This is a genomic window from Desulfobaculum sp. SPO524 (assembly GCF_044987625.1).
GTDB lineage: Bacteria > Desulfobacterota > Desulfovibrionia > Desulfovibrionales > Desulfovibrionaceae > Desulfobaculum.
This window is the reverse complement of the sequence record NZ_JBJDSB010000001.1, coordinates 1,291,436-1,314,842: the sequence shown is the minus strand read 5'-3', so window position 1 is coordinate 1,314,842 and position 23,407 is coordinate 1,291,436. Positions and strand designations below refer to the sequence as shown.

Annotated in this window: 20 protein-coding genes; 18 read left to right on the top strand and 2 right to left on the bottom strand. The window is 61.5% G+C overall.

Annotation, left to right across the window (positions count from 1 at the left end; translation table 11 throughout):
- Positions 1-681 precede the first annotated feature (681 nt).
- Positions 682-2,970: a type I DNA topoisomerase gene (gene topA, locus ACI3L3_RS05585; protein WP_404844100.1), complete on the bottom strand. Its 2,289-nt coding sequence runs from the start codon at positions 2,968-2,970 to the stop codon at positions 682-684.
- A 193-nt stretch (positions 2,971-3,163) separates the two neighbouring features.
- On the opposite strand from topA, the gene era reads away from it, so the two are divergent.
- The 10 genes from era (at position 3,164) to fliQ (ending at position 10,003) form a co-directional block, all read left to right on the top strand.
- A complete protein-coding gene (gene era / locus ACI3L3_RS05580) occupies positions 3,164-4,081 on the top strand; it encodes a GTPase Era (protein ID WP_404844099.1) in 918 nt (305 codons plus the stop codon).
- 208 nt (positions 4,082-4,289) lie between these two features.
- A complete protein-coding gene (locus ACI3L3_RS05575) occupies positions 4,290-5,006 on the top strand; it encodes a YggS family pyridoxal phosphate-dependent enzyme (RefSeq protein ID WP_404844098.1) in 717 nt (238 codons plus the stop codon).
- 15 nt (positions 5,007-5,021) lie between these two features.
- Positions 5,022-5,783: a motility protein A gene (locus ACI3L3_RS05570; protein ID WP_404844097.1), complete on the top strand. Its 762-nt coding sequence runs from the start codon at positions 5,022-5,024 to the stop codon at positions 5,781-5,783.
- 23 nt (positions 5,784-5,806) lie between these two features.
- A complete protein-coding gene (locus ACI3L3_RS05565) occupies positions 5,807-6,631 on the top strand; it encodes a flagellar motor protein MotB (protein WP_404844096.1) in 825 nt (274 codons plus the stop codon).
- 9 nt (positions 6,632-6,640) lie between these two features.
- Positions 6,641-7,375, top strand: a complete 735-nt coding sequence (locus ACI3L3_RS05560; RefSeq protein ID WP_404844095.1) for a flagellar motor protein MotB — start codon at positions 6,641-6,643, stop codon at positions 7,373-7,375.
- Between the two features lie 37 nt (positions 7,376-7,412).
- Complete coding sequence (fliL, locus tag ACI3L3_RS05555; RefSeq protein WP_404844094.1) at positions 7,413-7,931, top strand: flagellar basal body-associated protein FliL; 519 nt, start codon at positions 7,413-7,415, stop codon at positions 7,929-7,931.
- Positions 7,932-7,980: 49 nt separating this feature from the next.
- Positions 7,981-8,535, top strand: a complete 555-nt coding sequence (gene fliN, locus ACI3L3_RS05550; RefSeq protein ID WP_404844093.1) for a flagellar motor switch protein FliN — start codon at positions 7,981-7,983, stop codon at positions 8,533-8,535.
- A 4-nt stretch (positions 8,536-8,539) separates the two neighbouring features.
- Complete coding sequence (gene fliO, locus ACI3L3_RS05545) at positions 8,540-8,974, top strand: flagellar biosynthetic protein FliO (protein ID WP_404844092.1); 435 nt, start codon at positions 8,540-8,542, stop codon at positions 8,972-8,974.
- On the top strand, positions 8,913-9,716 hold the full coding sequence (gene fliP, locus ACI3L3_RS05540; RefSeq protein WP_404844126.1) for a flagellar type III secretion system pore protein FliP: 804 nt from the start codon (positions 8,913-8,915) through the stop codon (positions 9,714-9,716). Before fliO ends, fliP begins: the two co-directional genes overlap by 62 nt.
- Positions 9,717-9,733: 17 nt before the next feature.
- The gene (fliQ, locus tag ACI3L3_RS05535) at positions 9,734-10,003 is read left to right on the top strand and encodes a flagellar biosynthesis protein FliQ (RefSeq protein ID WP_404844091.1); all 270 of its coding nucleotides are present in this window, start codon (positions 9,734-9,736) and stop codon (positions 10,001-10,003) included.
- Between the two features lie 119 nt (positions 10,004-10,122).
- Here fliQ and ACI3L3_RS05530 read toward each other — a convergent pair whose 3' ends face one another.
- Positions 10,123-11,442, bottom strand: a complete 1,320-nt coding sequence (locus ACI3L3_RS05530; protein WP_404844090.1) for a histone deacetylase — start codon at positions 11,440-11,442, stop codon at positions 10,123-10,125.
- A 74-nt stretch (positions 11,443-11,516) separates the two neighbouring features.
- Between ACI3L3_RS05530 and ACI3L3_RS05525 the strand changes: the two genes are divergently transcribed.
- The 8 genes from ACI3L3_RS05525 to ACI3L3_RS05490 all read left to right on the top strand — a co-directional run bounded on the left by ACI3L3_RS05525 (position 11,517) and on the right by ACI3L3_RS05490 (position 23,323).
- Positions 11,517-12,284: a cytidylyltransferase domain-containing protein gene (locus ACI3L3_RS05525; protein WP_404844089.1), complete on the top strand. Its 768-nt coding sequence runs from the start codon at positions 11,517-11,519 to the stop codon at positions 12,282-12,284.
- On the top strand, positions 12,281-13,033 hold the full coding sequence (locus ACI3L3_RS05520) for a hypothetical protein (RefSeq protein ID WP_404844088.1): 753 nt from the start codon (positions 12,281-12,283) through the stop codon (positions 13,031-13,033). The genes ACI3L3_RS05525 and ACI3L3_RS05520 overlap by 4 nt, the downstream gene beginning before the upstream one ends.
- 98 nt (positions 13,034-13,131) lie before the next feature.
- The gene (locus ACI3L3_RS05515) at positions 13,132-14,805 is read left to right on the top strand and encodes a hydantoinase/oxoprolinase family protein (RefSeq protein WP_404844087.1); all 1,674 of its coding nucleotides are present in this window, start codon (positions 13,132-13,134) and stop codon (positions 14,803-14,805) included.
- A 13-nt stretch (positions 14,806-14,818) separates the two neighbouring features.
- Positions 14,819-15,430, top strand: coding sequence for a CatB-related O-acetyltransferase (locus ACI3L3_RS05510; protein ID WP_404844086.1), 612 nt, complete (start codon positions 14,819-14,821; stop codon positions 15,428-15,430).
- An 86-nt stretch (positions 15,431-15,516) separates the two neighbouring features.
- On the top strand, positions 15,517-15,936 hold the full coding sequence (locus ACI3L3_RS05505) for a DUF2721 domain-containing protein (RefSeq protein WP_404844085.1): 420 nt from the start codon (positions 15,517-15,519) through the stop codon (positions 15,934-15,936).
- Between the two features lie 289 nt (positions 15,937-16,225).
- On the top strand, positions 16,226-18,445 hold the full coding sequence (locus ACI3L3_RS05500) for a vitamin B12-dependent ribonucleotide reductase (protein ID WP_404844125.1): 2,220 nt from the start codon (positions 16,226-16,228) through the stop codon (positions 18,443-18,445).
- A 263-nt stretch (positions 18,446-18,708) separates the two neighbouring features.
- Positions 18,709-21,441, top strand: a complete 2,733-nt coding sequence (locus ACI3L3_RS05495) for an EAL domain-containing protein (protein WP_404844084.1) — start codon at positions 18,709-18,711, stop codon at positions 21,439-21,441.
- A 25-nt stretch (positions 21,442-21,466) separates the two neighbouring features.
- The gene (locus tag ACI3L3_RS05490) at positions 21,467-23,323 is read left to right on the top strand and encodes a PAS domain S-box protein (RefSeq protein WP_404844083.1); all 1,857 of its coding nucleotides are present in this window, start codon (positions 21,467-21,469) and stop codon (positions 23,321-23,323) included.
- Positions 23,324-23,407 lie beyond the last annotated feature (84 nt).

Genomic DNA, 23,407 nt, shown 5'->3' with positions numbered 1-23,407 from the left:
TATTCTACACCCCACATCGCGGGAACCCGCATGAATGCTCGGTTTGCGCTTTCGCGCAGGATGAGGGAAAGATGCCTCCGGCGGGTTAAGGGAATGATTCCCTTAACAATCCCCAGGTTTTCGGGCCAGAAACTGGCCCGAAAAAGGGTTTGGGTGGGTGATTCGCAGCAAAGTCACTCCGCTAAACCATCCCTCCCGCCCATATACTATAGAATGGGCCTCACCCTCTTCACGCTTCCCGTCTCCACCACAAACAGGGATTCTCACCGACCATCTAGACCACCAACGCCCCCAAAAAACTCTCCCCATCCACAATCGCGGGAGCCACACAGGGGTGACGACAGTACCCGCCAAAGGAAGCCGGTCTGTACGCAAACGGGATATCTAAGGGCCCGCGGCCCTTAGACCGCCGGAGGCGAATCTTAGCCCCTCTGGTGCGCCACGCCAACGCCCCCCCAGACCAGCACGGTCTAACACACGCCGCCACAATACCCCATAATTCAACTGGCAGACAACGGTTTTCACGCCTTTTGACGCCACTGCGCCACATTTGTCGCCAAGGCCTTAGCTTCCCTTGCCATCTCACACGCTTGCCCCGTTCGCCAAAAGAAAAGGCCCTCTCGCGAGGGCCTCTCTGTGTCGTCTCTGTACGCCACACTCTGCGCTTCGCGCATGCTGGAGCTAGGCGTCGGCTTCCTCTTCGAGGGAGCGGGTGTACTTGCACTTCTTGTTGGGGCAGGCGAGGTGCTCGCCTTTGGCCTTGGTGGTCTTCTTCTCAAGCACGGGGAACCCGCAGTCGGGGCAGGTCTCTGCCACGGGCTTGTTCCACTGGGCGTACTCGCAGTCGGGGTAGCGGCTGCAGGAGAAGAAGAGCTTGCCTCGGCGCGAGGACTTCTCGACGAGGTCGCCTTCGCCACACTTGGGGCACTTGATGCCTGTGGTGAACGGCTCGGTGTAGGTGCAGTCGGGATAGTTATCGCAGGCGATGAAGCGGCTACCGGTGCGGGCACGCTTGAGAACAAGCTCGCCGCTGCACTCGGGGCACTTGCGGCCAATCTTTTCCACTTCGGCCTTGGTCTTCTCGATGATTTCGATTTCGCCCTTGTCGTTTCGCGTGAAGTTTTTGGTATTGGTACACGCGGGATAGCCGGAGCAGGCGAGGAAGGTCCCGGCCTTGCCGAACTTGATGACAAGGGGCTTGCCGCACTCTTCGCACATGATCTCGGTCTGCAGACCGGTCTTGACGCGGGCCATATTCTCTTTGGCCTGATCGAGCGTGGGGTAGAAGTCGGTGGTGAAATCCTTGAGGAGGGCGACCCAGTCCTGACCACCGGTGGCGACCTTGTCGAGGCTCTCTTCCATGTTGGCGGTGAAGCCGACGTCGAGGAGCGTCTCGAAGTGCTCGGTGAGCTGGTCACTGACCACGGTGCCGAGATCGGTGGGGATGAACCGCTTTTCGGTAAGCTGCACATACTCGCGGGCGAGAATGGTGGAGATGATGGCGGCGTAGGTCGAGGGACGACCGATGCCTTTCTCCTCCAGTTCCTTCACGAGCGATGCTTCGCTGTAGCGAGGCGGCGGCTGGGTGAACTTCTGTTCCTTCTGGAAGTCCTCAAGGGTGAGATCCTGTCCTTCGGCGAGCTTGGGCAGCTCGTTAACGTCGGCCTTGTGGGCGGAAATGGACTGAAACTCGACGAGCTTGGTCCCCTGATAGGCCATCATGTAGCCGGGGAAGAGCAAACGCTCGCCCTTGGAGCGCCACTGCGTCTCGCCGGCCTTGGTGATGACGGTGGTGTCCCAAAATTTGGCGGCGGCCATCTGCGATGCGACAAAGCGCTCCCAGATGAGCTTGTAAAGGCGGAACTGATCGGAGGGGAGCAGGGCCTTGACGTCATCGGGGGTGATGTTCACATCAACGGGGCGGATGGCTTCGTGCGCATCCTGCGCGGAGGACTTGGTCTTGAAGGCGCGGGCTTTGGGCGGATAGAAATCCTTGCCGTAGCGATCGGTGATGAAGTCCTTTGCGGCGTCGCGGGCATCGGCGGCGATGCGCACGGAGTCGGTACGCATATAGGTAATGAGCGCGGTGGTGCCGCGTTCGCCAAGGTCCACACCTTCATAGAGACGCTGGGCGGTGCTCATGGTGCGCTTGGCGGAAAAGCCCATGCGGCGGTTGGCTTCCTGCTGCAGGGTGGAGGTGATGAACGGCGGCGCGGGCTGGCGGCGGCGTTCCTTCTCGGTGACGGACTCCACCACGAAGGAGCCTTCGCGCACGGCTTTTTCCAGCGCGAGGGCTTGATCCTCGGAGCCGACCTTGGCGGTCTTGCCCTTGATTTTCCAGAGGTCCGCGTCAAAGGGCGGCGGGTTTTCGCCGGCCAGACGCACCTTGAGCACCCAGTATTCCTCGGGTTCGAAGGCGCGGCGTTCTTTTTCGCGCTCCACGATAAGGCGCAGGGCGACGGATTGCACGCGTCCGGCGGAAATGCCACGCTTGACCTTCTTCCACAGAAGAGGCGAGACCTTGTAGCCCACCAGCCTATCGAGGACGCGTCGCGCCTGCTGGGAGTTGAACAGGTTCTCGTCGAGATCGCGCGGGTGTTCAAGCGCTTCCTTGACGGCACGGGACGTGATTTCGTTGAACTGGATGCGCCGGATGGTGGCGTCCTTGTTCTGCTCGTGAATGAGGTTGGCCACGTGCCATGCAATGGCTTCACCCTCCCGGTCCGGGTCAGGTGCAAGGTAGACGACTTCGGCTTTTTCCGCCGCCTTCGTCAGCTTGTTTACCACCTTTTCCTTACCGGGGATGACACGGTATTCTGGCTCGAAGGTTTCTTCGTCCACCCCGAGCTTCTTGTTTGGAAGATCGCGCACGTGGCCAACACTGGCCTCGACGGCGTACTTCCGGCCAAGAAACTTCTTGATGGTCTTCACCTTTGCCGGGGACTCGACGATGATTAAGTTCTTACTCATAACAAGTGGGTTCCGTAGCCGAAGGGCTGAAGCAAGGCAACCCTTGCATTTCGGATTGAATTGATGGACGTTTCCGGTGCCGGAACATAACTGATTACGGTATACTATCTTTGGCCCGAGTCAATATCGGACAGAAAAAAACCCCCTTAACGGGGCGAAAGCATACATCATCTATCAAGGAGAATAACTCCGCATGACGCATCGATTTGGAACTGTGGTCCTGCTGGGACCGCCGAATGCAGGCAAGTCCACACTGCTGAACAACCTGCTCGGCCAAAAAGTGGCCATTGTCACTCCCAAGCCGCAGACCACGCGCAACCAGATAACCGGCATCCTCAGCGATGAGGATTCGCAAATCATCTTTTTGGACACGCCCGGCGTCCACCGCCTGCGTGGCAAGATGAACCGGTTCCTCTTGCAGGCGGCGTGGAACGGCGCTGGCGCGGCGGATGTCATGGTCGTTTTGGCGGACGCGGACCTCTACGCGAGAAAGCCGCACCTGCTGCAAAAAGAAATGGATCCGCTGGTGGAACGCGTGGCCGCAACATCGCAGCCCGTGTACCTGGCGCTCAACAAAATTGACCTCGTGAAGGAAAAGAGCGATCTGCTGCCGCTGATGGAGTATTTTACCTCCGTTTGGCCTAACGCAGAGATTATGCCCATCAGCGCGGCCAAGGGTGAAGGGGTAGACCGCCTGCTTGCGTCCGTCAAGGAGCACCTGCCGGAATGCCCGCCCATGTTCCCCGAGGATCAAATCTCTACCGTTCCGCTGCGGTTTATGGCCTCCGAGGTCATCCGCGAGAAGCTGTTTATGGGCCTGCGCCATGAACTGCCTTATACCACGGCGGTGGAGATTGAACAGTGGGAAGAGACGGACAAGCTGCTGACGATGTCGGCCATCATCTATGTTGCGCGGGCAAACCACAAGGCCATGGTCATTGGCAAAGGTGGCCAGAATCTCAAGGATATCGGCAAAAAGTCGCGTATTGAGATTAAGGAACTGGTCGGCAAGAAGGTCCACATTGAGTTGTGGGTCAAGGTCCGCTCCGGCTGGACCGAGGACGAACCCTTCCTGCGCGCCATTGGCCTGACGGGCGGGCTGGAGGACTAACCAGCGCGCCAGAATGAGCGGAAAGCGGCGGAGCCGGGGACGGGTTCGCCGCTTTTATGTGCCGCGCCCAGCATGCGGCGTGAAACGCGGCCTGCGGCAGGGGACACGCAGCCCCATGCCCGCCGCCGATGTTTTGACGCCACCACCCCGAAACAGTTATATTTTTCCGCCTTTCACGGGCAAAATCCATCCATGAGGAAAAGTTTTCATGATTTCTGAACACGAAGCCCGCGCCATCGGCGAGCGATTGGCCGGTACGCGTGACGCCATTGCGGACGCCGCGCGCAGGGCAGGGCGCGCTGCTGAGGACGTCTCGCTGGTTGCCATTTCCAAGTTTCACCCCGCCGGTGCTGTGCGCGCCGCATACGACGCGGGCCAGCGCCAGTTCGGCGAAAACTACATTCAGGAAGCCCTCGCCAAGCAGGACGAACTGACGGATTTGGACATCTCGTGGCACTTTACGGGCAAGCTGCAAAGCAACAAGGCCAAGTTTGTCCCCTGCCGATTCGACCTCATCCACACGCTGGAGTCCCCTAAGCTGGCCCAAGCCTTGCATAAACGCCTGTGTGCCGTTGCCGCGCCACGACAGCGCGTGCTCCTTGAGGTGAACCTTGCCGGAGAGGAGCAAAAGGCGGGAGTGATGCCGGAGGCGCTTCCGGCGCTGGCCGAAGCCGTGCTAGGCTATGACAGTCTGGAGCTTGCCGGGCTGATGTTGCTGCCGCCCTTCGACCTCACCCCCGAGCAGCGGCGGCCGCTGTTCGCGGAGCTGCGGCGTCAGCGCGACGCGCTTGAAACCCGGCTGAACATGACGCTCCCGGTCCTTTCCATGGGCATGACGGATGATTTTCCGCAGGCCATCATGGAGGGGGCAACCATCGTGCGTGTGGGAACGCGCATTTTCGGGCCACGACCAATCAAACAGTAGGAGCTGGCGAACGCCATGGATCTTGCGACGCTCATAGGCATTGTCCTCGCTTTCGGCCTGGTGGCCGCTGCCATCGTCACCGGGGGCAGCCCCCTGATATTCATTTCCATTCCGTCCATGCTCATTGTAATGGGCGGAACCCTCGGCGCGACCATGGTGAACTACCCCCTGGCCAATGTGCTGGGGGTGATGGGCATCATCAAAAAGACGTTCTTCTCCAGCTTGGAAAGCCCGGCGGAAATCATTGAAAAGTTCATGGACTACGCCAACCGCGCCCGCCGCGAGGGCATCCTCTCGCTGGAGCCGCTCATCAAGGAAATCGACGACGAATTTCTCAAGAAGGGATTGCAGTTGACCGTTGACGGTCTGGAGCCGCAGACCATTCAGGAAATTCTGGAGACGGAAATTTCCTACATCGAGGAGCGCCACAGCAAGGGTGCGGACATCTGCTCCACCCTTGGGGCATTTGCCCCGGCCATGGGTATGATTGGTACGGTTATCGGCCTTGTGCAGATGCTGCAGACCATGAGCGACCCCAGCACCATTGGCCCGGCCATGGCCGTGGCCCTGCTGACCACCTTCTACGGTGCGGTGCTGGCGAACCTTGTGTTCAACCCCATGGCGGGCAAACTCAAGACGCGCAGCAAGGAAGAGGTCCTGCTCAAGGAAATGGTCATGAACGGCATTCTGTCCATCTCTAAGGGTGAGAACCCGCGCATCATTGAAGAAAAACTCAACAGCTTCCTGCCGCCCAAAGACCGCCGGCAGACCGATTAGCTCCCGGCACGGGACACAACAGCATGGCAAGAAAGGAACGAGAGGAAAAACAGGAAGGCGCACCACCTTGGCTCGTCACGTTTTCGGACATGATGACCCTGATGCTGACGTTCTTCGTGCTGCTCGTGAGCATGAGCGTTATGGACGAACGCCGCAAACTGGTGGTCCTTGGGTCCATCGTGGGCACGTTTGGCCTTGGGCGCGACAGCTACGAGGTTCTCTCCCAGCAGGACAAAAAGCGCAGCGTGGAGCCCGGCCCCATCGAAGTGGAAGACACCAACGACCTGGAGCCGCTCAAGGAACTCATATGGGACGATGCCAACGAGGACCTGGACTTTAAGTCCAACGAGTTCGTGCAAGTCTTTTCCATTGCGGACGATGTGCTCTTTGAAAGCGGCAGCAGCAACCTGAAACCGGGCGGCAAACGGCTGCTGGAGATGGCGCTGCCGGTGTTCTTTTCCGTGCGCACGCCTATTTTGCTGGCGGGGCATACCTCGTCCCTGCGCGACGAGGAGGGCACGGCCTACCGCGTGGAAGACCGCGACAAGCCCATGGACAGCTCGTGGCGGCTCTCCTTTAGCCGCGTCATGAGCCTGTATCTGTTCCTGCTGAACTCGGGTATGGACCCGGACTTGATGCGCGTTGAGGCCTTTGGCCGCTTCCACCCGCGCTACTCTGAGCTTACGCCCAAGGGGCGGCGCAAAAACCGGCGGGTGGACATCATCCTCGACAAGCGCAACGCCCGCTGGCAGGACAAGTTCTTCTACCAGAGCAAGGACACCACGCCCGAGGAATTCGAGTACAAAGACTTCATCTTCCGGTTTGAACGCCGGGGCAAGGCAGAGTAGGGAACCGCCATGGCACGCAAGAAGAAAAAACAAGGCGGCGGGCTGACAGGCGACGAATGGCTCATCACCTTCGGCGATCTGGTGACCCTGCTTTTGACATTTTTCGTGCTCCTGCTCAGTATGTCCTCAATGGACAGGAGCATCCTGACGCGCATCACGCTGTTCACGGACGATATTGGCTTTTTGACGTACCGCAGCGCCGGACAGATCCCCCAGCGCATCAAGTTCATCATCGACGCCATTGAAAAGCCGTGGGAAGTGCTGGATAAACAGCAGCGCATCAAGGACTTGCTGTTCCCCGAAGACGTCCTGCCGCCGGAGATCAACAAGAGCACGCTGGACGAAAACCTCCAGATACTGCAGCGCCCCGAGGGCGTGGCCCTCGTTTTGACGGACAAGGTGCTGTTTCCCCTTGGTGGTTCCGAACTCAGCCAGCCGGCCAAGGTTGTGCTGGCGTCCGTGGCCGAGGTGCTGGCCTACATGACCGCGCCAATCAACATCTCCGGCTACACGGACAACGTGGGTGGCAACGCCGCAGGCAACTATCGTCTTTCTGGCGAGCGCGCGCTTTCCGTGCTGGACTTTTTCCTGTCGCGCGGGATTCCGGACCAACGGTTTTCCGTGTCCGGCTATGGTCCCAACTGGCCCATCGCCCCCAACACCACCCGCGAAGGGCAGGGGCAAAACCGCCGGGTTGAGATTCTGCTGAAGACCACCCCGTGGCTTGGCGCTTACACGCAATAGACTTTAACCTTCCGTCCGATAACAAAGGAGCGACACCGTGGCTGACGAACAAATGGAAGCCCCAAAAGAAGAAAAGAAAAAAAGTGGGAAACTTAAGTGGATCATTCTGCTGGTCCTGCTGCTGGCCATTGGTGCCGGCGCCTTCTTTGCTTGGCCCATTGTGCAGGAAAAGCTGCTGGGCGGCGGTGACGCCCCCGCCAATGCCACAACCCAGACGCAGGAACCCGGCGCGCAGCCCATGGCTCCCGCGGGCGAGACGGAAATGGTCACCCTGCCGACCTTTGTGGTCAACCTGGCTGACCCGCTGGGCCGCAGGTACCTGAAGCTGACCCTCTCCGTGGAGGTTGCCAGCAAGGAAGCCGCGGAAACGCTGAATCAATCCGAGGCGAAAGTCCGCGACGCCGTGATTTTGCTGCTGTCCAGCAAGACCTTTGCGGACCTGTCCTCCATCGACGCCAAGCTGGAACTCAAGGACCAAATTGTGAAGCGCCTGAACCAGATTATGGGCGGGTCGTCCATTCTGCGTGTGTACTTCACGGAGATGGTGGTCCAATAACTGCATTGGACCTGACAGGATTAAAATCAGACCCGATACGAGGATAGGCATGGAAAAGGAACTGGATCAGGATCAATTGGCCGCGGAATGGGCCGCCGCACTCTCGGACGAAGACGAGGGGCAGGACGCCCAGAACGGCGCTGCAGACGCCCCCGCAGCAGACGCAGGCGGTGAAGGCGACGACGACGCGTTGGCCGCAGAGTGGGCCGCCGCCCTTGCCGAGGACGAAGCCTCGGACATGCAGGCCGAGCAGGAAAAACAAGCGAGCTTTGCCGCTCAAAGCTCTGACGCCGCGTTCAAGGATTTGACGGACGACGCCAAGGCTCCGCGCCCGGACGCCACCAAGCGCGACCTTGATTTCATTCTGGATATTCCCCTTGATGTTTCGGCAGAGCTTGGCCGCACCAAACTGCTCATCAACGAGCTGCTGCAGCTTGGTCAGGGTTCGGTCATTGAGCTGAACAAACTGGCTGGCGAGCCGCTTGAAATCTACGTCAACGGCAAACTCGTCGCCCGCGGCGAGGCGGTTGTCATCAACGAAAAGTTCGGCGTACGGCTGACGGACATCATCAGCCCCATCGAACGCGTGAAGCAGCTTGGGTAGCCGCATGAACGCCCTTTTGCGCCGCGCATGCGCCTGCGCCGCCACCGTTGCCCTGATGTGGCTGCCGTCCACACTTCTTGCCGCCGAGGAGGCCGCACCGGTCATGGCTCCCCAGCCTGCGCTGGGTGCCGCCTCCCTCAAGGTGGTGGGGGTGTTGTGCTTGCTGCTGGCCGTGCTGTTTGGCGGCTTTTGGCTGCTGCGGCGCTTCGGCCCCCGCGCGGGCCTTGGCATGCTGGGGCGCAGCGACCTGAAACTGGAAGGGCAACTTGCCCTTGGCCCCAAAAAGAGCGTCATGGTGGTCCGTTTCTTGAATAAGCATTTGGTGCTTGGAGTCACCGACTCCACCATCAACCTGCTAACAGAAATGGACGCTGATGATGACGAGACCAACACCGATTTTTCCAAAGCGCTTCAAACGGCCAGCCGCAGCGACCGCTAGCATTGCGGCGCTTGCGCTGGCCGCGCTTGTCCTCCTTCCGGCGCTGGCCTGCGCCGAACCGAACATCCCCTCGCTGACCCTGAACCTCGCCGCCGGACAGGCGGAGCCGGAGAAGGTCTCCGTCCTTTTGGAGATTCTCTTCCTGCTCACCATTTTGTCGCTGGCTCCGGCCATCGTCATCACGATGACGTCGTTTACGCGCATCATCATCGTGTTCTCTTTTTTGCGGCAGGCCATGGGCACGCAGCAGATGCCCCCCAATCAGGTTCTGGCCAGCCTTGCCATCTTTATGACCTTCGTCATCATGCTGCCCGTTGGCACCAAGGTGAACGACACCGCCCTGCAGCCCTACCTGAACGAAGAAATCGGCTTTCAGGAAGCCCTCGGCCGCGCGGAAATCCCCATGCGCGAATTCCTGTTCCGCCACACGCGTGAGAAGGACCTCTCCGTCTTCTACTCCGTGACAGGTATGAACCAGCCCCAGACCAAGGTGGATGTGCCCATGCCCATGCTCATTGCCGCCTTTGTCATCAGTGAGCTGAAAACGGGCTTCACCATTGGCTTTCTCATCTACATTCCGTTCCTCATACTGGATATGGTTGTGGCGTCCATCCTGCTGGCTATGGGTATGATGATGCTGCCACCAGTCATGATATCGCTCCCGTTCAAGCTGCTCTTGTTCGTGATGGTGGATGGCTGGAATCTGTTAACGGCGTCGCTGGTCAACAGCTTCTTTTATTGACGGGAGGAAACCGCATTATGACACCGGAATTCGTTATCGGCTTTGCGCGTCAGGCCATTGAAATGACGCTGATGATTTCCCTGCCCATGCTGGGCATCGGCCTTGGCGTTGGCCTGTTCATCAGTGTGCTGCAGGCCGCCACGCAGATTCAGGAGATGACCCTGACCTTCATACCGAAGATTATCGCCATCTTTCTGGCGCTGCTTGTGGCGTTCCCATGGATTCTTGACAAAATGATCACCTACACCACCAATCTGTTCCTGAACATTCCGCAGTATATCCGCTGACGGCAGGGCAGAGGAGCATCGGCGTCCGCCGCGCGTCTCGTCCACGCGAAAAACGGGCCCGGAAGACACAGTGTCTTCCGGGCCCGTTTTTTCATGTTCGTCGTAAGAAGGGGAAGGAGCTAGAACCCAAACTGGCGGCAGTAGCCATCCTTTCGGTTGATGAGCTGCATATAACGGTAGCTGCCCTTCACCTGCGCCTCCTCCCACAGCCGAAGGCCCGTGTTCCGGCAGCGCTCGCAGGCGGTGATGGGAATCTGGATGCCAACGGACAGCGGATTGACCGAGGACCACGTTTCAATCTTCAGCACGCCCGGGCACTCGTCGCACACCTGCACGGACTCCACCTGCGACTCACTAATGCCGTCAGTATCGTAGAAGATATCCTTGTGGCGCACAAAGAAGCCGTCCACCATCTCGCCCTTGAGGGCGCTTTTTGGCGGGGCAAAATAGAGCTGGCGCATCTGGTCGGACATTTCCTTGATGTAATCCGTCACCTTTTGCGGCTGGCGCAGGCGCTCGGCGTCAAAGTCGGGCTCGCGCACACCGGAGTAGTCCACCCCGGCCATGGCGAGGCAGATGCCAAGATTCACGTAAGGCAGGGCGCCCTGAATGGAGTAGCCGCCCTCCAGCACCGCGATGTCCGGATTCAGCCGCTCGTTGAGCATGGCATAGCCGCGGGCGGAGAAGTTCATATTGGTGATGGGGTCGGAGAAATGGTTATCCTGCCCGGCGGAATTGATGATGATGTCGGGCTTGAAGTCATCAAGGATGGGCTGCACCACATTGTCGATAACATGCAGGAATCCTTCGTCACTGGTGAAGGGGGGCAGGGGGATATTGATGGTCCGCCCAAGGGCGTTGGGACCGCCAAGGTCCATGGGAAAGCCCGTCCCCGGATACAGGGTACGCCCGTCCTGATGCAGGGAGATGAACAAGGTATCCGGATCGTGCCAGTACACGTCCTGCGTGCCGTCGCCGTGGTGGCAGTCTGTGTCCACGATGGCAACGCGCTTGTGCCCGTAGGTGGCGCGGATGTGCTCAATCATCACGGCTTCGATGTTGATATTGCAGAAGCCGCGGTTGCCGTGGACCACCTTCATGGCGTGGTGTCCCGGCGGGCGCACAAGGGCAAAGGCCTTGTCCTCCTTGCCCTCCATGACGAGGCGCGCCGCCTTGATGGCGCCGCCGGCGGAGACAAGGTGGCTCTTGGTCGCCACGGTGGCAACATCGGGCATGCAAAAGTGCACACGCTCCACGTCCTCATTGGTGGCGACGTCGGGCTTGTGTTCGGTGATGCCCTCTATGTCAAAAAGCCCTTCCTCGCGCAGCTGGTCCTGCGTGTAGAGCAGGCGCTCCTCCCGTTCGGGGTGGGTGGCGCTGATGGCCCAGTCAAAGGCCGGGAAAAAGATAAGGCCGAGTGAATGTTGTGCTTCAAGCATGGTGCGGATTCTCCAATGACCGCGCGGGACTGTTCGTTGTACGCATCCCGTGATGAGACGACGCGAAGGGGGAAATGTCAACCACCTCCACCCAAAAGACGCCCACACACACCGCATGCGGCGTGGACGGCGGCCCTCAGCCGGTCTATACTGCCGAAATGACGGCGCAAGACTCCCACCCGGACCCGGCCTCGGCGCGGGCCGTAGCCATTATTCCCGCGCGCGGCGGCTCAAAGGGCCTGCCGCGAAAGAATATCCGTCCCCTCGGCGGCGTTCCGCTCATTGCGTGGTCCATCATGGCCGCGCGCCGCGCCCGCCGCATCCAGCGCGTTATCGTCTCCACCGACAACGACGCCATTGCCGCCGTGGCCCGTGAATGGGGCGCAGAGACGCCCTTTATTCGTCCTGCGGAGCTTTCAGGAGATACAGCGCGCCTTGGCCCGGTCACCCGCCACGCCGTGGAGTCCCTCGCCCGCGAGGGCGACCGCTTTGACGTGGCCGCGACGCTTTACCCCACCCATCCCTTTCGCCCGCATGGGCTTGTGGACCACCTTGTGGAGCGCAACCTTGCGGGCTACGCCGTGGTTGTTCCGGTTGCGCGCATTCCGGCCCGGCAGGGGACCTACCTGTGCGGCAACGCCTTTCTGCCCGGAGAAGATGCCCCGGTCTTCCGCCAGTACGGCCTGTACGACGGCACTTGCCTCAGCTTTACCGGCGCGGGCGTCTGGTATGAGGAAATGACCAACCCCGTGCACCTTGTGGACATCGACACCGAAGACGACCTCGCCCTGGCCGAAGCCGCGCTGGATGCCGGACTCTTCCGCTGGCCGGAGGACACATGAACGCCCTACTGCCCATCTTTCCCACGCCCGGAGAGCCTCTTGCCACGCCAGAGCGGCAGAATGCGCACATCAGCGCGGCGCTGGACCTGCTGTCCTGCCTGCCCCTCGTGGACGGCGTCCTTGCCGCCACGGACAACCCGCAGGCCAAAGCGCAGCTTACCGCGCGCGGCGTGCAGATTCTCACCTGCGCTCCCGGCCCGGACGCGCCGCCTTTTTTGCCTTATGGCACTGCTGAGGCCATGGCCCGTCCGGCGGAAGCGCCGTGGATTGTTCTCGACATCCGCAACCGCAGCGTCAGCGAGGCCCTTGTGCGCAGCGCCCTTGAACGCATGCGGCGAGAAGGGGCGGACGTTGCCGTCAGCGCTGTGCGCCCGGACGACCACCCCTGTCAAGGCTGGACCCTGCACGGAGAGCCTCCCCACGGCGCCCCGTGCGAGCCATCGCCTTGGGGCTGCGGCCACGGCGGCGCCGAGCGCACGCGGTTTACGCCACCGGGCGCGCCATGGGAGCAGGGCCCCGGCGGCGTCCTGCGGTGCACCACCACAGGGCGGACCATTTCCGGACGCCAGCAGTTCCCGCCCGTGTTCCGCGCCGAAGGGAGCTTTGCCATCATCGCCACCGGATGCTGGCCCAGCGTGTGGCACGCACAGCCGCGCCTTGCCGTGGCCGCCGTGGAACTGCCCCGGCAGGCCATAGCCGTCCGCACGCCGCTGGACGCCGTGCGCGAAGGCCTTGTCCGCGCAGACTGAGCGCCCCATTCGGCCCTTTCCAGCGCCCCCGCATTGCTGATACGGTAACGCAATTTCTTTCGACATCCTCACAGGACAAATCTTCGGAGAATACAGCCATGTTGCTTGGAATTGACGTGGGCGGCACCCACACAGACGCCGTTGTCATCGACGGCCCAACCCTCATGGGGTGGGCCAAGATTCCCACGGACCACGACAACCTGCTCCAATCCATACGCCGCGCCATGAAGGCCGTACTGACGGACATCCCCCCGCAGGACATCAGCCGGGTGAACCTCTCCACCACGCTGTCCACCAACGCCATCGTCGAGGGGAAAACCGAGGACGTTGGCGTCATTCTGTCCGCCGGGCCGGGCATTGACCCGGAGCACCACCGCACCGGCGCGCAATATCACGTGATTCCCGGCTCCATCGACCACCGGGGCACAGAAATCTCCGCCCTAGACACGGACGCCCTTGAGCGCGCCGTCAGCGCCTGCGCCGATGCGGGCGTGCGCGCCTACGCCGTGGTGGGCAAGTTTTCCACCCGCAACCCCACGCACGAGCGCGCCATGCGCCGTGCCGTGGAGGACTCCGGCGCCGCGGACTGCATCACCATGGGGCACAGCCTGTCCGGCATTTTAAACTTTCCCCGCCGCATCGCCACCGCCTACTTCAACAGCGCCGTCTGGCGCGTGTACAACGACTTTGCGTGGGCGGTGGAGGAGAGCGCGCGGGAATTCGGCATCACCGCCGATATCAATATCCTCAAGGCCGACGGCGGCACCATGCCCCTTGCGGCCTCGCGCACCTCGCCCGTGGAGTCCATCCTGTCCGGCCCCGCCGCCAGCGTCATGGGCATTGTGGCCCTGTGCGACATTGACGAAGACGCCGTCATCCTCGACATCGGCGGCACCACCACGGACATCGCCGTCTTTGCCGACGGCTCGCCCATTATCGAGAGCGAGGGCATGACCGTAGGCTCCTATCCCACACTGGTGCAGGCTCTTCGGGTGTCGTCCATCGGCATCGGCGGCGACTCGGCCATCCATGTCAGCGCCCACGGCGTCACCGTCGGCCCGGACCGGCAAGGCCCATCGCTGGCCGTCCAGCCGCAGGGCGCGGGTGGCCCGGCCCTGACCGACGCCCTGAACGTCCTTGGTCTGAGCAACTTTGGGGACGTTGATGCCTCGCGCCGGGGCATCGAGAAGCTGGCCCGCCTGTGGGACATGCAACCCCAAAAACTGGCCCAACAGGCCGTGGATTTTGCCACGCAGCGCATCTGCAACGCTGTGAGCGAAATGGTCGCCGCCATCAACGAAAAACCCGTGTACACCATCTACGAGCTGCTGCGGGGCAAGCGCATTGCGCCCAAGCACTACTTTGCCATGGGTGGTCCGGCCGAGGCCATGCAGGGCATTCTGAGCGAGCGCCTTGGGGCCGCCGTGGGCCTGCCGGAGCACGCTCCCGTGGCCAACGCCATCGGCGCGGCCCTCACGCGCACCACGCTGGATATTGAACTCTTTGCCGACACACAAAAGGGCAAGATGTTCATCCCCAACCTGGACATCGCCAAGTCCATCCCCCGAAATTACACGCTGGATGAGGCCAAGGCCGACGCCCTCGCCGCCCTTACGGGCTACTTGGAAGAGCAGGGCGTTGCCACCAGTACAGCGCCGGACATCACCGAGGCCGAAGCCTTCAATATGGTGGACGGCGTGGTGACCACAGGCCGCAACATCCGCGTCAAATGCCAACTGCGCCCGGGCATCGACGGGCCAAGGCCGCACTAGAGAAGACCCGACCATGTCCAATCCGTTTGCCAGCCCCTTTGATGGGTATGAAATACAGAAACACATTACCAACCCCAACATCACCGTAGGCCGGCGCAGCTATTACTCCGGCTATTACCACGGCTGCCACTTTGAGGAGAACGTACGCTACCTCGCCCCGGACCGGAACGACGTGGACCGCCTCGTCATCGGTAGCTTCTGTTCCATCGGCTCTGGCGCGTCATTTATCATGGCGGGCAATCAGGGCCACCAGATGAACTGGGCGGCGACCTATCCCTTCCACTACATGCCGCACTATCCGGACTGCCCGGACGGCTGGGTGCCGCGCGGCGATACCGTGGTGGGCAACGATGTCTGGATAGGCACCGAGGCCATGATCATGCCCGGCGTACACATCGGCAACGGCGCCGTCATTGCCGCCCGCGCCGTGGTGACCAAGCATGTCCCTGCCTACGCCGTGGTCGGCGGCAACCCCGCCACGCACATCCGCTACCGCTTCAATGAAGACGAGCGGCGCATGCTGGACGAACTGGCATGGTGGGACTGGGACGACCAACGCATAAACGCCAACCTCGACCTGTTGTGCAGTGGCGATATTACCGCGCTGTACAAGGCCAACAGCTAGCCAAGCGCACCCCGCACGGCCCGCCCCGGGCGGGGAGCGCATTCCATACCACGCGCCCTGCGCCGCACCACCCACGGAGAACGCCCATGGACATCACCGTCACCACCCCTGCGCTTTTGTTTCCTGCCATTTCACTCTTGCTGTTGGCCTACACCAACCGCTTTCTGGCTCTTGGTGCGCGCATCCGCCAGCTGCACGACATGTACTGTGAAAACGGCGGACAGCACCTGCGCGACCAGATAGACAGCCTGAAAAAGCGCGTGGTGCTCATCCGAAACATGCAGGCGATGGGTGTGTTTAGCCTCTTTTTATGCGTGGTGTGCATGTTTGTGCTGTTTGCCGGACAGGTCTTTGTGGGCAAGCTGCTCTTCGGGGCCAGCCTCGTCATGCTGATGCTCTCCCTGACATGGTCCATGCGCGAGATTTACATCTCGGTGCAGGCGCTCAATATCCACCTCAGCGACCTGGAAGAGGCCGCGCCAAAGACACCTGGGCAAAACTCATAGCGCCCCCGCGCCGCCTGTGCATTCCGCCGCCGCACCCGCTGCGGCGGCGCTGCTGTACCCACCGAATTCCACGGGTATGGGGAGAACCACGGGCAGAAAATTTTTCGCCAGCTATCCCGGGGCGTTTCCCTGTGGGAACCACCTCTCTTGCCCGAGGGGGCTTCCCTTCATACGCCCTCTGAGGTAGCGTCTGCGGCGATAGGGCACCCTCCCTCATCAGTGCAATTTCCATCAATTTTTCCGGAGTGAGACCGTGCTACAGAAGACGACACAGTGCAGCGCACCAGCCATGCCCGATACCATCCGCCCCGCAGCAGTGAACGACAATGCCGAGGTGGTCCTCAGCCGCCGCTACTACCGCAAGGACGCCGAAGGCAACCCCACGGAAAACGCCACCCAGATGTTCTGGCGCGTGGCCGCCGGCATTGCCGCCGAGGAAGCAAAATATACCGAATCCCCCTATACCCCGGACCAACTGGCGCAGGAATTCTATGACCTGATGACCAGCTTCAAGTTCCTGCCCAACTCGCCGACCCTCATGAACGCGGGAACGTCCCTCGGCCAATTGGCCGCGTGCTTCGTTCTGCCCGTTGGCGATTCCATGGAAGAAATTTTCGATGCCGTGAAGCACGCCGCGCTTATCCACAAGTCCGGCGGCGGCACGGGCTTTTCCTTCTCGCGCCTGCGGCAGAAGGACGCCGTAGTCGGCTCCACCGGCGGCGTCGCCTCCGGCCCGCTGTCCTTCCTGCGCATCTTCAACACCGCAACGGAGCAGGTGAAGCAGGGCGGTACCCGCCGCGGCGCCAACATGGGCATTCTGCGCGTGGACCATCCGGACATCCTCGAATTTATCTCCGCCAAAGAGCGCGACGGCGAACTGAATAACTTCAACCTCTCCGTGGCGCTGACCGAGCGCTTTATGCAGGCTGTGGAAAAGGACGAGGACTACGACCTCGTCACCCCCCACACCCATGAGGTGGTCGCCCAGCTCAAGGCGCGCGACGTGTTCAACCGCTTGGTGTGCAAGGCGTGGGAATCCGGCGATCCGGGCATCATATTCCTTGACCGCATCAACCGCGACAACCCCACCCCCGCGCAAGGCGAGATGGAAAGCACCAACCCCTGCGGCGAGCAGCCCCTGCTGCCGTACGAGGCCTGCAACCTTGGCTCCGTAAACCTGGCCCTCATGGTGCGCGGCGAAGGCGACGGCACCGAGGTGGACTGGGACGAACTCAGGCGCGTGGTGCACATGAGCGTGCGCTTTTTGGACAACGTCATCGACGCGTCCAAGTACCCGCTGGACCGCATCACCGAAACCGTCCGCAAAAACCGTAAAATCGGCCTCGGCGTCATGGGCTTTGCGGACCTGCTGTTCCAGCTGCGCATCCCCTATTGCAGTCAGGAGGGCCTGCAGCTTGGCGAGCAGGTGATGAAGTTCATCCGCGAGCAGGCCCGCGCCGCGTCCAAGAAGCTGGCCAAGGAACGTGGTCCCTTCCCGGCCTATGATGAATCCATCTTTGCCGAGCAGGACCTTGGCCCCTACCGCAACGCCACCACCACGACCATCGCGCCCACGGGCACGCTGTCCATCATTGCGGGCTGTTCCTCGGGCGTGGAGCCGCTGTTTGCCCTGTCCTTCGCCCGCCACGTCATGGACGGCGACAAACTGGTGGAAGTGAATCCCTATTTTGAAGACGCCCTGAAGCAGGCCGGTGCGTGGTCGTCCTCCCTCATGGAGGAGGTCGCCAAAAAAGGCACCATCCGCGACATGGACTACCTGCCCGAAGACCTGCGCGGCGTGTTCGTCACGGCCATGGACTTTGCCGCGGAATGGCACCTGCGCATGCAGGCCAGCTTCCAGAAATACACGGACAACGCCGTCTCCAAGACCGTGAACCTGGCGCACTCCGCCACCAAGGACGACATCCGCGCCATCTACTGGATGGCGTATGAGATGGGCTGCAAGGGCGTGACCGTCTACCGCGACGGATGCAAGGCCGTGCAGGTGCTCTACACCGGCGACAGCGCCCCCGGCGAAGTGCAGGAAGAGGAAATCGTCCGCGAAAGACCCGACGTGGTCTACGGCTTTACCCAAAAAATCGAAACAGGCCTTGGCGCCATGTACCTCACCATCAACGAGGTGGACCACAAGCCTTTTGAAGTCTTTGCCACCATTGGCAAGTCCGGCCGCTCCATCACCGCCAAGGCCGAGGCCATTGGCCGTCTGGTGTCGCTGGCGCTGCGCTCCGGCATCTCCGTGCGCGCGGTGGTGCAGCAGCTCAAGGGCATTGGCGGCGAACATCCGGTGTTCCGCAAAAAGGGCATGATCATGTCCATCCCCGACGCCATCGCGTGGGTGCTGGAGCAGCGCTACATCACGCAGGATGAATCGCCCGTGACCGGCGGCGACGACCTGTTGGCCCCCTCCTGCCCCGAGTGCGGCGCGGAGCTGCACTTTCAGGAAGGGTGCTTCCTGTGCGGCGCGTGCGGCTACACCAAGTGCGGCTAGCCCCGCCACCCTCCACGCCTTCCAAAGCCCCCGGACCACGGTCCGGGGGCTTTTTTGCACCGCATCCAACTGCCGCGCCATGGCTTCATACGCCCCGGCCAACGCACCTTTCCCCCGAAAAGCACCACCACCAGCGCAGCATCACCTTTTGGAGAACGCTCCAACACACCGTCGCTCTTTACAAAACACATTGCACAATCCGATCGGTCTAGCGTATACAGGAAGGCATATATCCATCTGCCACCTCAGCCCCACAGGATGCTATGGGTACCGACAACACGCCAGACCACTGTACAGAGCCTGTCGTCCACTGCCACGACGAGCTCCAAACCCTGCGGCAACGCTATGCGCGCCTGCGGCGGGAGCACGACGACCTGCTCCGCCTCATGCAGCAGGGGCAAACCACACGCATTCCGGCGTGGCTGCCTTCGGTGGTGGAGCACTCCCCAACGCTTGTTCTGGTCACGGACCTTGAGGGGACGGTTGAATACGCCAACCCCATGTTCTGCGATATTTCTGGCTTTTCCACTGACGAAGTGGTGGGGCAGAGTGTTTTTACCCACACCTCCAAAATGCTGCCCCCGGCCGAGCGCGACCGGATGATGCGCGCCCTTATCCACGGGCGGGAGTGGCGCGGACTGCTTCGCCAATGCAAAAAAGACGGCGACTGCTACTGGCTGGACGCCGTCATCCGCCGGCACGACAATCCCGACGGCACCGCCAACCTTGTGGGCATCATGGAGGACGTCACCGAGCGCCTCAACACCCGCAGCGAAGGCCTCAGCAACGAACGCCGCCTCGGGCTGTTGTACCGCATTGCCAACGTGGTCAACGTTTCGCCCTCCATCGACGAACTGTTCCCCACCATCCACCGCATCCTGCTGGAATACATCGCGGCTCCCAATTTTTACATCGCCCTTATCGACAAGGACAACGACCGCCTCGTCTTTCCCTACTACATGGACGAGATGGAATCCTTTCTGGAAATCCGGGGCATCAGCGACCCCGCCACCAAAAGCCTGACGCTGGACGTCATCCGCTCCGGCACGCCACTGCTCATCAATGCCCAGGACGTGGACGCGGGCGGCGACGGCCTGCGGGAGGGCGTTTCAGGCGTGGTAGGGACCATGAGCGCGGTGTGGCTGGGCGTTCCCCTCATGGTCAGCGGCACAATCATCGGGGCCATGGCCATTCAGGACTACCACAATCCGCACCAGTACACCGAGCAGGACGCCGACCTTTTGGCCGCCATCTCCGGGCAGGTGGCGCTGTCCATTGAGCGCATCCGCATGGAGGACGCCCTGCGCTGCTCTGAAAAGCGCTACCGCACCGTGTCGGACTCCGCCTTCGGGCTAGAGACGTGGTGCTCGCCGGGCGGGCGCATGCTGTATGTGTCCACCTCGTGCCTCCGACTGACGGGCTACGCCGAGGAGGACTTCCTGGCGGACCCGCAGTTTATGCTTGGCCTCCTCCACCGCGACGATGTGCCCATCTGGACCCAGTTCATGGAAACCGACGAACACTCGGACACGGACTCCATCGACGTACGCTTTTTCCGCAAGGACGGACGCATGCGCTGGCTGAATGTGGTCTGCCGCAGCGTGTTTGACGACGACGGCTCCCCCCTTGGCGTGCGCTGCAGCATGCGCGACATCACGGACCGCAAGAGCTTGGAGCGCCGCCTCAGCTACGAATCCCTGCACGACACCCTTACGGGCCTCGCCAACCGCGAACTCTGCCTCGACCGCATCCGGCAGGTTTTGGCGCGCTCCAAACGCCGCCCGGACTACCATTACGCCGTGGTCTTCCTCGACATTGACCGCTTCCGCGTCATCAACGACAGCCTCGGGCATGCCTTTGGCGACAGCGTCCTGCGCGAAACCGGCCTGCGGCTTTTGCACTGCGTGCGCAGTCTGGACACGGTGTGCCGCTTTGGCGGCGACCAGTTCATCCTGCTCCTCGACGAACTGGAATCCCCGCGCGAGGCCATCACCGCCGTGCACCGCGTGCGCGAGGCCCTTGCCAAGCCCCTGACCATCGGGGACCGCTCCATCCGCCTCACGGCCAGCTTCGGCATCGTGCTCAGTCAATCCGGGTGCACCCAGCCCGAGGAAATTCTGCAAAACGCCAATATCGCCCTGTACGAAGCCCGGCGCGAAGACCGCCGCAACCACATCAAGGTTTTCACCACCCGCATGCGCGAGCGCGCCGCGCGGACCATGTTCTTTGAAAACGACCTGCGCCGCGCCATCCAGAACAAAGAATTCTACGTCCTCTACCAGCCCATTTTGTCCATCAAAACAGGCGAAGTCGTGGGCTTTGAGGCCCTGTGCCGCTGGCGGCACCCCATCCACGGTGAAATTCTGCCCAGCGACTTCATCCCCCACGCCGAGGACACCGGCGACATTATCGACCTTGGCCTTTTGGTACTGCGCCAAGCCTGCGCCACCATGGCCGAGTGGCAAACCGCCTACCCCTCGCGCGCGGACCTGGTGCTGTCCGTCAACCTTTCCGCCGTGCAGTTTTCCCAGCCAAGCCTTGTGGACCAGATTACCTGCATCCTTGACGAAACTGGTCTCACACCTTCGTGCCTCAAGCTGGAAATCACCGAAACAGCCATCATGCGCAATGCGGAAAGCGCCCTTGTCATGCTCAAGCGGCTCAAGGCGCTGGGCATTCAACTCTCCATCGACGACTTCGGCACAGGCTACTGCTCGCTGTCCTATCTCTTGCAATTCCCGGTAAATACACTCAAGGTGGACCGGTCCTTCATCGTGGACATGAGCAAGGGGAGCCAAAACACCGAAATTGTGCGCATTGTTCTCGCCCTTGCCCGAACCATCGGCCTCGACGTTGTTGCCGAGGGCGTGGAGCAGGCCGACCAGCTCGACCTGCTTAAAGGACTAAGCTGCGATTTCGTGCAGGGCTTTTATTTTTCCCGCCCCCTCGAATCCACCGCCGCCAAAGCCCTCATCGCTGGAGCGCGCACCAGTTGACACCTTCAGCCCCCAGTAGCTCCCTATGGCCTTCCGCTTCCCAGACGAACTGTCCCCGTCATCGCTGACAGACACCGAAAGGCAGTTCCTTTCCGCCGTGATGGACAACGCCCAGCTAGGCATCATCGCCTTTGATGCCGGCTCGAAGCCGTTTTTCGTCAATGCCAGCTTTACGGCCATGACGGGCTATACCCTTGCCGACCTCACCCCCCTTGGCGCATGGTTGCACCGGGCCTATCCCGACCCCACCCTGCGTCACCGCCTGCTGCGCCTGTGGCGCGAGGACCGCACCCGCGCCTTTGTAGAGCGCGAACACCCCCTCACCTGCGCCAGCGGCGAAACGCACATCATCAACTTTCGGCTCATCAATCTGCCCTCGGGCCTCAAGCTGGCCACCCTTGTGGATGTGACAGCCAACAGGCGCTACGCGCATATGCTGGCCACCAAGGAACTCTTCCTGCGCAAGGTTTTCGAGACCCTCAACGATGGCCTTGCCCTGACGGATGCGGACCAAACCGTCATTGCCGTCAACCAAAGGTACTGTGAAATCATGGGGAAACCGCGGGCGGAAATCCTCGGGCGTACGGTGCTGGACTATATTGACGAGGGCCTGAGCGCCACAACGCGCGCCACTATCCGCGAGCAACTCCAGACCCGCGCCGCAGGCAAGGCCGATGTCTACGAAATTGATTTCCGCCGCAGCAACGGGCGCAACGTCCACTGCCTCATCTCCGCCGCGCCGCTGTTTTCCGAGACCGGCCACTTCAACGGCAGTGTTGCCGTGGTCACGGACGTCACCCGCGTGCGTGAAATGGAGCGCGCCCTCACCGAAAGCGAAAAGCGCTACCGCGCCATCGTGGAGGACCAAACGGAATACGTCTGCCGCTTCCGCCGCAGCGGTACGCTCACCTACCAAAACCGGGCCATGCAGAACCTGCGCCTTGCCTCGCAGGCCCCGCCGTCCACTTTTTTCGACCTTATCAGCGAGCCGGACCGGGGCGCTGTGCGGCGCGGCGTGTCCGCGCTGTGCGGGGCATGCCCCATCGTTACCTGCCAGACCAGCCTCACCACGGCAGACAACACCGTGCGGCATCTGGAATGGAACGTCCGCATCATTTTCAATGACGACGGCTCCCCGGCGGAATACCAAGCCGTCGGGCGCGATGTGACCCGCCGCGTACAGTACGAGCAGCGCCTTAAGGAAAATGAAAAACGCCTGCGCATCCTCTCGCGCCGTTTTTTTCAGGCGCAGGAGCAGGAACGCCAGCGCCTCGCGCGCGAGCTGCACGACGACGTGGGGCAGACCCTCGCCGCCGTCAAATACGCCGTGGAAAACGCCATTCTCGACGTAGCCCCCGTGGCGGACGAAGCCAGCGTGAAACCCCTTCGCAGCGTGGTGACCCTCACCCAAGGCCTCATCGACAAAATCCGCAACATTCAGGCGGCGCTGCATCCGCCAAGCATTGAGGACCTCGGCCTCATCACGTCCATGAATGGCTTCTGCGCCGAATACGAAAGCATTTATTCCCACGTGCTCGTACAAAAGCGCATCGAGATAGCAGAAGCCGACATCCCGGCCAGCCTCAAGGTGACCTTCTACCGCATCATGCAGGAGGCCATGAGCAACGCCGCCCGCCACAGCGGGGCCAGCGTGGTCTGGCTGACCCTCGCCTACGAGGACGCCGCCCTTGTGCTGCGCATCCGCGACAACGGCTGCGGCTTCTCCCTCAGCACCGACGCCATGCGCGAGCGCATCACCACCGGCATGGGGCTGGAAAATATGCGCGAACGCACAGAAATGAGCGGCGGAGACTTTGGCATTTTTTCCCAGCCCGGCAAGGGCACCGTCATTCAAGCCACATGGGACGCCGCAAACGGGTAGGGCGCCCGTTTTTTTCCGCCACGCAAAACGGCCCGGACACACCGTGTCCGGGCCGTTATTTTTTCCTGACAGAAGAACGCGCTG

What these genes read in the sequence shown, in the direction of transcription:
- topA (WP_404844100.1), bottom strand. Translation starts at nt 2,970, where the DNA reads ATGAGTAAGAACTTAATCATCGTCGAGTCCCCGGCAAAGGTGAAGACC.
- era (WP_404844099.1), top strand. Translation starts at nt 3,164, where the DNA reads ATGACGCATCGATTTGGAACTGTGGTCCTGCTGGGACCGCCGAATGCA.
- ACI3L3_RS05575 (WP_404844098.1), top strand. Translation starts at nt 4,290, where the DNA reads ATGATTTCTGAACACGAAGCCCGCGCCATCGGCGAGCGATTGGCCGGT.
- ACI3L3_RS05570 (WP_404844097.1), top strand. Translation starts at nt 5,022, where the DNA reads ATGGATCTTGCGACGCTCATAGGCATTGTCCTCGCTTTCGGCCTGGTG.
- ACI3L3_RS05565 (WP_404844096.1), top strand. Translation starts at nt 5,807, where the DNA reads ATGGCAAGAAAGGAACGAGAGGAAAAACAGGAAGGCGCACCACCTTGG.
- ACI3L3_RS05560 (WP_404844095.1), top strand. Translation starts at nt 6,641, where the DNA reads ATGGCACGCAAGAAGAAAAAACAAGGCGGCGGGCTGACAGGCGACGAA.
- fliN (WP_404844093.1), top strand. Translation starts at nt 7,981, where the DNA reads ATGGAAAAGGAACTGGATCAGGATCAATTGGCCGCGGAATGGGCCGCC.
- fliO (WP_404844092.1), top strand. Translation starts at nt 8,540, where the DNA reads ATGAACGCCCTTTTGCGCCGCGCATGCGCCTGCGCCGCCACCGTTGCC.
- fliP (WP_404844126.1), top strand. Translation starts at nt 8,913, where the DNA reads ATGACGAGACCAACACCGATTTTTCCAAAGCGCTTCAAACGGCCAGCC.
- fliQ (WP_404844091.1), top strand. Translation starts at nt 9,734, where the DNA reads ATGACACCGGAATTCGTTATCGGCTTTGCGCGTCAGGCCATTGAAATG.
- ACI3L3_RS05530 (WP_404844090.1), bottom strand. Translation starts at nt 11,442, where the DNA reads ATGCTTGAAGCACAACATTCACTCGGCCTTATCTTTTTCCCGGCCTTT.
- ACI3L3_RS05525 (WP_404844089.1), top strand. Translation starts at nt 11,517, where the DNA reads ATGTCAACCACCTCCACCCAAAAGACGCCCACACACACCGCATGCGGC.
- ACI3L3_RS05520 (WP_404844088.1), top strand. Translation starts at nt 12,281, where the DNA reads ATGAACGCCCTACTGCCCATCTTTCCCACGCCCGGAGAGCCTCTTGCC.
- ACI3L3_RS05515 (WP_404844087.1), top strand. Translation starts at nt 13,132, where the DNA reads ATGTTGCTTGGAATTGACGTGGGCGGCACCCACACAGACGCCGTTGTC.
- ACI3L3_RS05510 (WP_404844086.1), top strand. Translation starts at nt 14,819, where the DNA reads ATGTCCAATCCGTTTGCCAGCCCCTTTGATGGGTATGAAATACAGAAA.
- ACI3L3_RS05505 (WP_404844085.1), top strand. Translation starts at nt 15,517, where the DNA reads ATGGACATCACCGTCACCACCCCTGCGCTTTTGTTTCCTGCCATTTCA.
- ACI3L3_RS05500 (WP_404844125.1), top strand. Translation starts at nt 16,226, where the DNA reads ATGCCCGATACCATCCGCCCCGCAGCAGTGAACGACAATGCCGAGGTG.
- ACI3L3_RS05495 (WP_404844084.1), top strand. Translation starts at nt 18,709, where the DNA reads ATGGGTACCGACAACACGCCAGACCACTGTACAGAGCCTGTCGTCCAC.
- ACI3L3_RS05490 (WP_404844083.1), top strand. Translation starts at nt 21,467, where the DNA reads ATGGCCTTCCGCTTCCCAGACGAACTGTCCCCGTCATCGCTGACAGAC.